Source organism: Serratia sp. BIGb0163 (genome assembly GCF_024809935.1).
Classification (GTDB): Bacteria; Pseudomonadota; Gammaproteobacteria; order Enterobacterales; family Enterobacteriaceae; genus Serratia; species Serratia quinivorans.
Genome location: NZ_JANUDZ010000001.1, coordinates 43,454 through 55,819, shown reverse-complemented (window position 1 = coordinate 55,819; position 12,366 = coordinate 43,454). Strand labels below are relative to the sequence as shown.

General features: G+C 55.8%; 14 protein-coding genes. 2 read left to right on the top strand and 12 right to left on the bottom strand.

Annotated elements, in window-relative coordinates:
• Positions 1–63: 63 nt before the first annotated feature.
• The 10 genes from M2406_RS00285 to M2406_RS00240 form a co-directional block, all read right to left on the bottom strand.
• Positions 64–858, bottom strand: coding sequence for an abortive infection protein (locus M2406_RS00285; protein ID WP_259187849.1), 795 nt, complete (start codon positions 856–858; stop codon positions 64–66).
• A gap of 38 nt (positions 859–896) precedes the next feature.
• The gene (locus M2406_RS00280; RefSeq protein ID WP_135344521.1) at positions 897–1,874 is read right to left on the bottom strand and encodes a reverse transcriptase domain-containing protein; all 978 of its coding nucleotides are present in this window, start codon (positions 1,872–1,874) and stop codon (positions 897–899) included.
• Complete coding sequence (locus tag M2406_RS00275) at positions 1,867–2,394, bottom strand: fimbrial protein (RefSeq protein ID WP_112364303.1); 528 nt, start codon at positions 2,392–2,394, stop codon at positions 1,867–1,869. The genes M2406_RS00280 and M2406_RS00275 overlap by 8 nt, the downstream gene beginning before the upstream one ends.
• A gap of 14 nt (positions 2,395–2,408) precedes the next feature.
• Positions 2,409–2,885 carry a fimbrial protein gene (locus tag M2406_RS00270; protein ID WP_112350120.1) on the bottom strand — a complete coding sequence of 159 codons (477 nt, stop codon included), beginning with the start codon at positions 2,883–2,885 and terminating at the stop codon, positions 2,409–2,411.
• Between the two features lie 14 nt (positions 2,886–2,899).
• Complete coding sequence (locus M2406_RS00265) at positions 2,900–3,400, bottom strand: fimbrial protein (RefSeq protein WP_167470772.1); 501 nt, start codon at positions 3,398–3,400, stop codon at positions 2,900–2,902.
• 10 nt (positions 3,401–3,410) lie between these two features.
• A complete protein-coding gene (locus M2406_RS00260) occupies positions 3,411–4,067 on the bottom strand; it encodes a fimbrial protein (RefSeq protein ID WP_135344522.1) in 657 nt (218 codons plus the stop codon).
• A gap of 28 nt (positions 4,068–4,095) precedes the next feature.
• Complete coding sequence (locus tag M2406_RS00255; RefSeq protein ID WP_135344523.1) at positions 4,096–4,845, bottom strand: fimbria/pilus periplasmic chaperone; 750 nt, start codon at positions 4,843–4,845, stop codon at positions 4,096–4,098.
• Positions 4,846–4,851: 6 nt separating this feature from the next.
• Entirely contained in the window at positions 4,852–7,398 is a 2,547-nt protein-coding gene (locus M2406_RS00250; protein WP_259187845.1) for an outer membrane usher protein, read from the bottom strand.
• 54 nt (positions 7,399–7,452) lie between these two features.
• On the bottom strand, positions 7,453–7,998 hold the full coding sequence (locus M2406_RS00245) for a fimbrial protein (protein ID WP_135344525.1): 546 nt from the start codon (positions 7,996–7,998) through the stop codon (positions 7,453–7,455).
• Positions 7,999–8,080: 82 nt separating this feature from the next.
• Positions 8,081–8,605, bottom strand: coding sequence for a fimbrial protein (locus M2406_RS00240; RefSeq protein WP_115183028.1), 525 nt, complete (start codon positions 8,603–8,605; stop codon positions 8,081–8,083).
• A gap of 402 nt (positions 8,606–9,007) precedes the next feature.
• Here M2406_RS00240 and M2406_RS00235 point away from each other — a divergent pair, with 402 nt between their 5' ends.
• Positions 9,008–9,847: a winged helix-turn-helix domain-containing protein gene (locus tag M2406_RS00235; RefSeq protein ID WP_259187840.1), complete on the top strand. Its 840-nt coding sequence runs from the start codon at positions 9,008–9,010 to the stop codon at positions 9,845–9,847.
• On the top strand, positions 9,844–10,308 hold the full coding sequence (locus tag M2406_RS00230; protein ID WP_259187839.1) for a FidL-like protein: 465 nt from the start codon (positions 9,844–9,846) through the stop codon (positions 10,306–10,308). Before M2406_RS00235 ends, M2406_RS00230 begins: the two co-directional genes overlap by 4 nt.
• Positions 10,309–10,373: 65 nt before the next feature.
• Here the strand turns inward: M2406_RS00230 and dusC are convergent, their stop codons facing one another.
• Together dusC and M2406_RS00220 are read right to left on the bottom strand one after the other, a co-directional pair.
• Positions 10,374–11,303, bottom strand: coding sequence for a tRNA dihydrouridine(16) synthase DusC (gene dusC, locus M2406_RS00225; RefSeq protein WP_259187838.1), 930 nt, complete (start codon positions 11,301–11,303; stop codon positions 10,374–10,376).
• 81 nt (positions 11,304–11,384) lie between these two features.
• A complete protein-coding gene (locus M2406_RS00220) occupies positions 11,385–12,344 on the bottom strand; it encodes a D-2-hydroxyacid dehydrogenase family protein (RefSeq protein WP_135344528.1) in 960 nt (319 codons plus the stop codon).
• Positions 12,345–12,366: the final 22 nt, after the last annotated feature.

The following is a 12,366-nucleotide window of genomic DNA, read 5'->3' as shown; positions in this document are numbered from 1 at the left end:
TCCCTGGTGGGGTCGTTGACATCCAAGTCCGCACAATATTGAGGTGGCCCCTTCAGTAAATGATTAGTTGTACGACACGTTGACTATCGCGCTGCCCGTGAATTTACCGGCACCAAGCAAATCGAGGCCAACGCCCCGTACACGCAGCGGGAGTTTCTCAGCGATGTTACGGCGCGCCTTGACGGTTTTTGGTTTCCCAAATCCGGCGCCCCAGTCGAGGAGCGCATAGGAGTCCGAAGCCCCCCCCAGGGGGATCCGTTCCCGGCTATTCGTCTCGATCAACACAGAGGCGTCGTCGGTACAGGTCAGGGTGACGTTGTTTACATTTACTGTAGGCGCGGTACCCCCGAGAGCGGCATGCAGATCCACGTTGATGTTGTTTGGTTTTACGTCACAAGTCTTAGCCTGTACGATCCCCTTTGCGCAATTTGATACGATCGTCCCCTCGATCATCTCCCCGGAAATGCCGGCTGCTAGCACTACACACGGGTTAACCCCTAGTCCCGCCGGAAGGTAGTCCGACCCATTGCGGTTTTTGTCACGCACCGAATTCCACCACTCTTCGAGTGTGGGGTAGCTATTCGGCGGTTTTGATGATGTATATCCTTCGACGTCGGTCGTCACATATCCGCCCCGGCCTGCGGGGAGCCAAAGTTCATCAATCGTATAGAGGCTTAGCCGGCACAGATTACCGTATCCCCAGCATGGGTTGATCGCACCGGGTGACGGACCTCCCACAACTCGAGCAGTGAAATATCCATTCACTGTTTCAGGTACGGTGATAACGGAAATGGTCATGGTCGCACTTACATACATGGGGGATAAATATAGAAGGGTCGCGAGCAGATGGTTCTTCATAAATATGTCTCTGTATTTTCTCTATCCGGCAGATACCGCTAAATATCATCCAATGAATGACCCAGTATTCCTTCTGCCCATATTGCCCACCGTGCCTCGTACGTTCGCACCCGCGATTCAGTCTCTGTCGGTGACAGCCCCTGTCGGCGAGCCTGCTCGTAAAGCCGCGCGCGTCGTGCACAATGGTTTTCCAGCGCTCTGGGCGCTATGGTGGCCCCCGAGGGGGTAAACCATACCCCCAGCCAGTCAAAGCCATGTTCAATCCTTCCCAATTGTGTTTTATCAGGGTGAGCTTCAAAGCCCCCCAGGTTAAAAAATTCGTGCAGCCGTTTAACACAGCGCCGCAGTTGCCAGCGGGTGCGGGTAAACAGCAAAAAGTCATCCATATATCGCGCATACCACAGGCCCTCCTGGGCGTTAAAAAAACTGTCAACATGATGCAACATGCTGCCGCCAATCAGCGGACTCAGCGCGCAACCCCGGCAGATGCCGCTGGGTGGGGTATAAAACTCACCGCCGTCTTCTACGCTGTAATGCACGTATTGCTGAATCACATCAAACAACACCGGGTCGGCCACATGCCATTTCAGCTGATTGGTCACCTGATGCTTACGGATATGCCGGTAGTAACCGCGAATCTCCGTTCGGTAGACAAAGGCATATTCTCCGCCGGCCAGGGCAGCCCGTACTTCCGCTACCGAAACCACGCTACCGCCATGCCCCCGCAAGTGCATGCAACGGGCAGGTTTTGGCAGCAGCGGCTCCGCCAGCAGCGCAGCCCACTTCAATATCAGCGCATCCTGCGCATACCACTGCACCCAACTGCGGCCACCACGCCGCAATACCTGCATCGGCGCCAGGCGGTAACGCCCACTTTGCAGTTGCTGATACAACCGGTCGTCCTGCTGCGCCCAGTGAAAGCGCAGATGCCAAATGTCGGCATTGGGCGGGGCATGGCGACGACGTTGGCACAGCCAGCGCCAGGCGGCTTGCCATGCCGCCGCGCGGTTATTCATATTCCAGGCTAAAGGTCGCCACCGCGCTGAACGGCCCGCGTTCAATGGCTTTATGCTTCAGCGCGTCCGGTTCACCCTGCACATAGGCGTGCGCCGTGAGGATGTTGGCCCCGCTCACCAGCGCCTGTGCTTTGCCTTGCTGGTTAATGGGCAAGGGATCACCCTGTGGGGTTTCCATACCGATGGCGATGCCGCTGGCCTGGCTGGCACCGTTTAGCGCCAGCAACCCCGGTAGCGCGGTGCTTTCATTACCGCTGAAGGTCACCCTGACCGTTTTGCCCAGGCTGAGATCGCACTGCGCCAGATGCAGCTTGAACGCTTGACCGTGGGTGCGGGTGTTCAGATACAGGTACTTGTCGATTACCGTGTCAAAATCCAGCACCACCGTTTCATCGCCCGGCGGGATCACGCAAGGTTCGGCCACCAGCGCGCCATGCAGGCGCATATTGTCCGCCGCCAGACTCAACGGGCTGCACAGCAGCAGCGCCGCAGTTGCGCACCAACCTGCTTTATTCACCATGGTTCTTCTCCGGCTCATTGGTACACCGCCAGCAGGGTGGCCGTGGCCTCAAACGCGCCTTCCTTCAGCGCTGCGCCCGGCCGTTTGACCGGCACTGCTTCCAGTGTGGGCGGCGCGTTCAGCTTGATGGGGATCGGTTGATTCAACGTAAACCGCTTGCCGTTTTGCAGCAGGCGAACGGCCAGATCGTCCACGTTGCTCTCGATCGCCGCCTCGTCGTAATCCGCCGGGGTGCCGACCACTGCCAGCGTCATGCTCCATGCCCCGGCACCGGGGCCGCAGGTGATCCGGTAGTTCACCGGTTGCAGGTAGTTAACGCCATCCACTTTGGTGACCCCGACCCGGTTGCCGAAATCAACATCCACCTCGCCACCGTCGTTGATGGTGCACGGCGGCGGTTCAATCAGGGTGCCGGAAAAACGCATGTTGTCCGCCGCCACAGCCGGGCCGCCGAGGGCCATTAACAGAAAAATGCTGCCATATCGCGCCATTGCCTCCGCCCCTTTCACTGGTATTCCACCTTCATGGTCGCCCCGGCGGAAAAGGCCCCGCCGCTCAGCGTCGCCCCGGCCTGCTTGACCGGCACCACCTCAAACGTCGGCAGATTGGGGTAGGTAAAATTCACCCAGGCGTTGATCGGCTGCCGATTACCGTTGCGCAGCAGCGCAACCCCCAAATAATCCTTGTTGGTTTGCAACACATCGGTGTCAAAGCCGGCACCGGTCCCCTGAATTTGCATTTTCATCGCATTGTTCGGTGCGTTTTTACACTCCACCGAGTACACCACCGGCTGTTTCTTGTAGCTGCCGTCGATGCGGGTAGTCATCACGTCGTTGCCGAAATTCACTTCGATCAGGTTATTGTTGTTAATCACACACGGCGGTGGCGCGACGATGGTCACCGTCACCTTGATGACGGTGCTGGCCGCTTGCGCCTGCGGACCGAACACCAACACCAACACCGCCAGCCCACAGCCGGGCAAACACTGTCTAAACTTTGCCTTCATGCCCATTCCCTTAGTCATAGCTGAGCCGGAAATCCACCACCGCCGCGTAGGCTCCTGGCAATAACCGCGCACGGGTGCGCTCCGGTGTAATGCGGTAATTCAGCGCGTTTTGCCCCACCGCCAGTGCCAGTGCCGCCCCGCGACTGCCAAGGCGGATATTCCTGCCGCGCTCATCACTAATGCGCAACGCCAGCCCGGAAGCGCCGCGCACCTTCACCAGGTCCGGGTTATCGGCATCCGCCGGGGCGATAAAACTGACCGACACCGCCGGCTGCTGGGCGCTCCACAGCACGTTGCCACTACGTTCATCCCGGTTGGCGGCCGGGCCGCGCAGGCAGTCGCGCAGGTGCAGTTGCACATTTACCGGCACGCCACGATCTCCCGCCTTCGCCAACTGTGCCGTCGCGGTACTGCCCAGCCACACCGCCTGATACGCGCTCGCCATCTCCAGCCGACAGGCGCTTTCGGTCAGTTCACCGCGCACATGCAGCACGCCATGGCTGCCTTCCACCTGCCAGTTATCCGCCGCTATGGCTGACGGCAGCAGCCATAGCATTGCGCAGACGCACACCGGCACCATCAGCGCCGCCGCGGTAATCACCAGGGCATACAGCCATTCATGGCGGTGGTAACCGCCGCCGTTCCATCGCCGGGAAGTTGTTCGCATCGTTTATCCACCTGTTTTTCAGTGAGCCTTATTTGCTGCCCGCCACTGCCTGGCAGCTCGCACCGTTACAGTTAAAACTCAGCTGCGGGCGGCCGCCGTAGTCGTTGACGTAGGTCAGCACCGGCGCGTTGCCCAGTGCAGACGCAGCAACCTTTAGCGGCGCACGGCCCTTGGGTGCCACCATCAGTGGTTCGAAGCCCGGCGCGCTGGCACCGCCTTTTTTGCTGCTGGCGTCCACCAGCGTCACGTAATACGGCGTCGGGTTATTCACCTGATAGCTGTCGCCCTGCTTGGTCAGGGTCAGTTTTTCCTGCCACGGCGCGCTGGCTTCCGGGTTGGCTATCGCAATCGCCTTCGGCCGGTAGAACAGCTTGATGCGGGTTTGCAGCGCCAGTTGCAGCGTGTTGGGCTTGTCGCTCTTCGGCGGGATCTCGCGCAGGTTGAAGTAGAACAGCGTTTCGCGGTCCTGCGGCAGCGTATTGGCGGCCGGCAGCCCCTGCACCTTCACCTGGCTTTTGGCACCCGGTTCCAGACGCTGCACCGGCGGCAATACCGTCAATGGGCTGGTGATTTTTTTGCCGTTGGCATCTTCGATCCAGCCCTGCGCCAGGTAAGGCAACTGCTTGTTCTCGTTGCTGATGCTCATGCTCACCGACTTATCGCCGCCGCTGAAGATCACCCGGGTGCGGTCCAGCGCGATGGCGGCCGTTGCCTGTTGGGCGCACAGCAGGCCCGCCAGGCCGCCGGCAATTAATGTCACTAGATTATTGGTTTTCATTGCTCTCTACTCTTCAACAGTGTTTAACGCCTTGCCATTGGCCACCGGGCCGCAAGGCAGTAACAGATTGGTTAATTGGCTCGGCGACAGCGTCTGCGGCAGGGTAAGGCCGCACTGCTCCGCGCCGCCCCAGCTCACGCTCATGGCTTCCCCGGCATTAATACCGCTCAGGTACACTTCGCCGTTGTCATTGATAATGCCGACCTCCTGCCGCTTGCCGTTGCGCACCGTGGCGCCAAACGGCGGGGCAGAGCCGTCCGCCAGCCGCACGACCGCCATCGCCTTCTCGCCGGCGATCACCTCGAAGTGCCGGTAGCCGATGGCGCCTTCGGTCAGGGTGGCCTGCGCCACGCTCTGGCTGACGTCGGCGTTTTCCGGCAACGCATTCAGATCGATACTGAACTGGTTGCGGTAGTAACTGCCGACGTCCACCACCACCGCCTTGCCGAAAGCGTTGGTCAGGGTCGGCGAGCTGTAACCGCGGATCGGGATCCCCGGTACACCGTCGGTATCCAGCAACATGCGGGTGCCCCCGCTCATGCTGCTGCGGTGCAACGCCGCGCCTTTCAGGGTGGCGGTCGCACCGCCCTGCATCGACAGCCCCAGCGAGCTGTACTGCCCGGCCTGGTAGCTGGCGCTGGCGTTCACCTGGCTGAGATCGCCGCTGTGGCTGTAGTAGCCGCTGGCGGTTGCGCCGCTGCGCGCAGTACCGGCGCTCACCTGGTAGGTGTCGCGCTCATTGAGCCGGTCGTAATACCCCACCTGATGGGTGTTATCGTTGCGGTTATAGCTACCGCTGTAGCTCAGTGAGCCATTGCTGCCCCACGGCAGCGACAGCGACAGGTACATGCCGTCGTCGTTGGTGCCGTTATATTTGTTGCGATAGCCGGTCAGCGACAGGCTGATATTCCTGAAGCGCCCCAGGTCGAAATAGCGCGACAGCGTCAGGTTGTAACGGTCATTCGCCGGCCGGTCCCAGTAGGTCTGGTGGTTGTAGTTGAGATAGGCACTCAACCCCAGATCGCGGAACTGCTGGTTAAAGGTGATGGTGTACATCTCCTTGCTGCTGTTGGTGCGCGTGCCGTCGCGGCGGGCATCCAGGTATTCGCCCATCGACATATAGTTGCGCTCCGAGAAGCGGTAGCCGGCAAAGGTCACCTGGCTGTCATAGTCGTCAAAGCGCTTGGAATAGCTCAGGCGGTATGAACCGCCGCTCAGCGTGCCCTGTTGCGGCAGGTTGGCGCGCGACTGAGTGGCGTCAAAAGACAGCGCGCCAAACATCATCAGGTCACGCCCCACCCCCAGCGCCAGTGCGTTGTAATCGCCGCCCGCCACGCCGCCGCCGTACAGCGACCAGCCGTTGCTCACGCCCCAGGAAAACTCGCCGGTGCCGAACATCGGCCCGTCGCTGTGGTGTTCCCAGTCCGCCGGCCGACCGGCCGCCACCTTGTAACGCACCGAGCCCGGTCGGGTCAGGTACGGGATGCTGGCGGTGTCCATCTTGAACTCCTGCACGCTGCCGTCCTGCTCTTCCACCCGCACGTCCAACTGGCCGCTAACCGCGTCATTGATGTCCTGAATGCGAAACGGCCCCGCCGCCACCTGGGTTTCATACAGCACGCGCCCTTGCTGGCGGATTATGACTTTCGCATTGCTGCGCGCTATCCCCGTCACCTCCGGCGCATAGCCGCGCAGGTTGGGCGGCAGCATATTGTCGTCGGTCACCAGGCTGGCGCCGACAAAGCGGAAACTGTCGAAGATGTCGGAATTTAAATAGTCCTCACCCATCGTCAGCCTGGCGCCCAGCTTTGGCAGTGCGCGGTAGGCGTAGTAACGGCTCCAGTCCCAGCTGGTGCGAGTCGGCTCGCCGGAACCGCCCTGGTGATCCAGCCGCGATTGCCAGTCAGCCCGCAGTCGCCAGGCCCCCAGATTGCCGCCCAGCGTGCCATTGCCGCTGAGGTTATAGCTCTGCGTGCCCTGCTTTTGCTGGCGCTGGCTTTGCGCATTCAGGTTGTAATCAAACAGCACCCCCGGGATACCCTCGTCCCAGCGCGAAGGCGGGTCCCAGTTTTCTGCGGTGTATTCCAGGTACGCCTGCGGAATATTCAGGTACAGTGCCGCCGCGCCTAAATCGCCGCGCACTTCCATCCCCTCCAGGCTATGGGGATCCAGACACTGGTTTTGGTGCCACCAGGTCAATTTCAGTAATGCAGATTCTTTTAACCCCAGTTGTTCAACCAACTGCGGCGTAATACAGGCTTCACTGCCTCTGGCATCGTCATCCGGCGGATAAAACGCCACTGGCTGATCGGTTAATGTCTGTTTATTAATGTGCACGGCAAACAGATAATCACCGGGCATAATAAAGTTGCCGCGAGAAAACTGCTCCAGGTCAATATTGGCGCGATCCGTCACATCCAGTACGTCGGTATTGAATTCAATATCAGCAGCTACAGCGCAGGCAGCATTCCCCGCCAGAATAAAGGCGATCAACAGCCCCAGAATTCTCGGTCGTATCTTCCCTATACAGCCATATGACGGAGTAGTTGACATCCGCAGACCCTTATCAATAATTATTTAATTCGCAGTGACAACGTTCAGACAGGTTTAGTAGTAATCCATTTTAAAGCGCACGGTGGAGTAATAACTCCCGGCCTTCATTACCTGATTATTGCCCATCAACCGCAGGCCATAATTAAATTCCATGGTACCGGGTTGTAATTCATTTTTTGCCATAGGTATACCCGGTGCGGCGACATTCCCCCGCTTATCGGATATTTGCAGGGCAATGCCCTTGGCGTTTCCGTCAATACCAAATAACCCGGCATCTTCTCTGCCATCAAAGGTCACGGCAAAATATCGCCAGTCATCCAACGCAGGGTTGAATTTCTCCAACGTGCAGTTCACCAGTTTAATATTGAATTCATGCAACTCACCCTGGCCATCACGAATAATCTGGCTGACGGGTAATGTCGCCAGGGTAATGGTTTGATCAAGGCTTTCGGTATCAATGGCGCAGGCGGAGGCGATAATTCTACCGTTCACGGTAACCTCACCACGCCCTTGGTTGGCAGCGTGCGCCAAAGAGGAACACAGCAACAGATTAACTAACACCGCGCGCCGTAATATCCTTTTTCCACGCTGTGAATGCATACTCCCTCCCCACATAGCAAGTTAATAAGCAGCATGCGGGTACCCCGCATGCAATTAACTGTGCGAATTAATCGCCGTGGGCTTATTGATACGCCAGGGTAAAGTCAGCAACAGAGTTGAATTCACCCGGGGTGATGGCAGCAGAAGCGCCGTCGCCCTGCAGGTGGGCGCTGAAGCGCAGAGTAGACTCGCCGTCTTCAATTTTCACCGGTTTACTGGCTGTAGTCAGCGGCAGCAGTTTACCGTCAACGTCGTTGATGGCGATGCTGGCACCACGTGCAGAGCCTTTCATAGCCAACAGGCCTGGCGCTGCTTCAGACTCGCTACCGGTAAATGTGGTAGTTACATCTTTAGCGGTTTCAACATCACAACCCACCAGCTTGATCAGAATATCCTGCGGCGTAGACTTGCCGCCGTTTTTCAGCTGTGCAGAGGCGATATCGCCCAGTTTCACAGTTTGATCCAGGCTACCAGGTTCAATAGAGCATGGTGCATCAATGATTGAGCCTTTAAAGGTTACGGAGCCGCCACCCTGGTTAGCCGCGTTAGCCATAGAGATAGTACCCAGAGTCATTACCGCAGCCAGCATGATTTTGTTCAGTTTCATTGTGTTAATTCCATATATACAATTAGTTTAATAAAGAAAGTGTCCTTGTGCTTACGCAGCCACTAACCACTCTTATTTTTTCGCCGCTACAGAGAATCTTGCTAGCCCCCTGTTTTGGCGATGTGAAAATGATACCCCTACCAGAAACTAAACAGCAAAATAAACTAAATAACCATAAATCAACAACATTAAAAACCAAAAAACATCAATAAATTATATTTTTAAACCGATAATTATCAAATCAATGGCATCAAGAAGATTATTACACCAGAATAAAAATAATAAATTATCGCCACTGGAATTTTCTTATGTATGAAATGAGATTTTTCTTGAAAACCAAGTAATCTTCGCTAGGATAGCGGCTAACGACAACACCTGCTCATCCACATAAAACTTATAAACATGAAATACATCATAAATAAAATCGTTGTTTTTAACTCTGACGAATTGACACTATTTCTCTACGAGAATAACCAGATCGTCACCAAACTGACTAAACCGGCAAGCCGGTTGTTGTTGGAACTAATACAGAACAACAAGAAAAACATTACCCGGGATGACCTCCTCGAAAGGGTATGGACCACCTATGGTTTCACCGCTTCTAATGCCGGATTAAATAATTACATCAGCGAACTGCGTAAGGCATTCGCACTTTTGGGCCTGGTGAACGAAATTATCGTGACTATTCCTAAACTGGGGTTTCGCTTTGAAGCCGATATTGTTCTTACAGAAGCCATGTTGCTGCCCTCAGAGCCGATGGACAGCCAGGGAGACAACCCCAATAACAAAGTAGAAGTAGAAGTAGAAGTAGAAGTAGAAAACAAAATTATTGAAAAAGGAGCTTCAAAAAAAAGCTTTCATCCGCGCTCATTCACAAAAAACAAAAAAATCACCGTTTTTATAATACTGGCCGTAGGGGCATTACTGATAGCAATACTGATATCCAGGTATAAAGAGCATCATAATTACGCCCCCTACACCAAGGTGTCTGAGTTGAGTAACTGTGAAATTTACGTTATTGGCCATGCGGAAACAGATACCAGCAATACAAAAAAAGTAATAGACGTGCTTAATGATAAAAAGATTGATTGTGTAAGCAGTGAGAAGGACGTTTTTTACTCAGAAGACAAATTTGATAGCAAATTACAAAGAGCAATGCTGATTTCAGTTTGCAGTAAAAACAACGAAAACCATTATGATAACTGCTTAAACCTCAAAATACAGAGAGACGCATTAAAATGAAAAATATACTCATAGCCTTTAATGCCATTCTTTTTTTTGTATTTTTTTCATTATCTATTCGCGCCGATGAACCTTTTAAGTGCGCATCGCAATACCAATTGCTGATAGAAAGAGATAATGACTTCACCTCATTTATTGGACGGGTGAATTTGTTTCTAACGGATGATACGGAAGGTTTTTTCAACATCATTGGCACCGTTAAGACGAAAGAACGTAGCTACTGGCTCTCCAGAAGTAGCTACTTCTCGCTTTCGCCTAATGAAACCAATAAGTTTAAAACCATGAAAATAACCAAAGTAGTCAAACACTCCATAGACTCGACCCCAGAGGACATCTGGTCAAGGGATATCTTGATCGACTCACCTGGCGTTGAGTTTCATATAGAAATGGCACACTTAAAAGATAATGCGATACTGATAAAAAGTATCAATACTCCGCATCTTATTTGTGCAAAAAAATAATCTTTTCTATCAAAGAGATAAATTAGCGCGGGTTATCACCGAGGTAACCCGCCGCTTTTGTCACGTCAGCGACAAATCACCCGCGCAATGTCCTTCGAATTGGTCAAAGCGCGCACTTCGCCGAACAGGTCGGTGGCCTCGGCATACTCTTTGCGTAAATACCCCAGCCACTGCTTGATGCGCGCCACGTGATACAGGCCGGTGTCGCCCTGCTTTTCCAGATGGACGTATTTTTGCAGCAGCTGCACCACCTGCGGCCAGGGCATGCGCGGTTCGTTGTATTTCACCACCCGGCTCAGGTTCGGCACGTTTAATGCGCCGCGCCCCAGCATCACCGCGTCGCAGCCGGTGGTTTGCAGGCAATCTTGTGCGCTTTGGTAATCCCAGATTTCGCCGTTGGCGATCACCGGAATGGTCAGCCGCTTGCGGATCTCGCCAATCGCCGCCCAGTTAATGCGCTCGGCCTTGTAGCCGTCCTCTTTGGTGCGGCCATGCACCGCCAGCTCGGTGGCGCCCGCCTGTTGCACCGCGTCGGCGATTTCAAAACTGCGGCTGTCGCTGTCCCAACCCAAGCGTACCTTTACCGTCACCGGCAGATGATCCGGCACCGCCGCACGCATCGCTTTCGCGCCCTGGTAAATCAGTTCCGGGTCTTTCAGCAAGGTCGCCCCGCCGCCGCTACCGTTGACCAGCTTGGACGGGCAGCCGCAGTTGAGATCGACGCCATAAGAACCCAGCTCGACCGCACGGGCGGCGTTTTCCCCCAGCCACTGCGGGTGCTGGCCCAACAGCTGGATGCGCACCAGCGTGCCGGACGGGGTACGGCTGGCGTGGTGCAGTTCGGGGCACAGGCGATAGAAAGATTTGGCCGGCAGCAGTTGGTCAACCACGCGCAGGAATTCGGTGATGCACAGGTCGTAGTCGTTCACTTCGGTGAGCAGCTCGCGCACCAAAGAATCGAGAACGCCCTCCATCGGAGCCAATAATACGCGCATGATTACCCCTGCTTAAAAAGACGCGCAATGATACGGGGGAATGCCGGTATCAGACAAGCGCACGGGGGAATAAAAAGCCGCTTAGCCCAACCTGCGCAGGGGCTGCCCGGCGAGAAACGCCTCGATATCCTCAATCGCCTCGCGGAAGTAGATACGGTAGTTGTCATCGGCCACGTAACCCAGGTGCGGCGTCGCCAGCACGTTGGGCAGGCGGCGGAAGATATCGTCCACAGACAGCGGTTCAACCTCGAACACGTCCAGCCCGGCACCGGCGATCCGTTGTTGTTGCAGAGCTTCTATCAAGGCCGCTTGATCGACAATCGCCGCGCGCGAAGTGTTGATCAGATAAGCAGTTTTCTTCATCTCCTGCAGCTCTGGCCGGCCCACCAGCCCACGGCTACGCTCACTGAGCACCAGATGAACCGAAACAAAGTCGCTCTGTTCAAACAGCGCCTGTTTGGATGCTGCCAGCGTCACCCCCACCTCGGCGGCCCTTTCTGCCGTCAGGTTTTGGCTCCAGGCCAGCACCCGCATACCAAACGCCTGCGCCACCACCGCCATTTGGCTGCCAATCTTGCCCAACCCCAGCAGGCCCAGCGTCTTGCCCTGCAGGGTCACGCCAACCGCTTGCTGCCAGGGGCCGTTATTACGCAGGCCGTGATTTTCCACCAGTAAATGTTTTGCCAACCCCAGCAGCAGTGCCCAGCTTAGCTCCATCGGTGCTGCTGAGCCGCTGGCGGTGCCGCAGACAATAACCCCGCGCTGTGCCGCCGCCGCCAAATCAATAGAGGCATTGCGCATGCCCGAGGTGATCAACAGTTTTAACTGAGGCAAACGCGCCAGTAGCGAGGCGGTGATTGGCGTGCGTTCACGCATAATCACCAAAATATCGCAGTCCTGCAGATGCACGGCCAGTTCCGCTTCATCACTAAAATGCTGACCGATGCTGAACACCTCAACCCGATCGCCGAGGGCAGACCAGTCGGCCATGCTGAGCGCGACCTGCTGATAATCATCAAGAATGGCACATTTTAGTTTCATCTTCGGCTCCGGGATTAGGCAA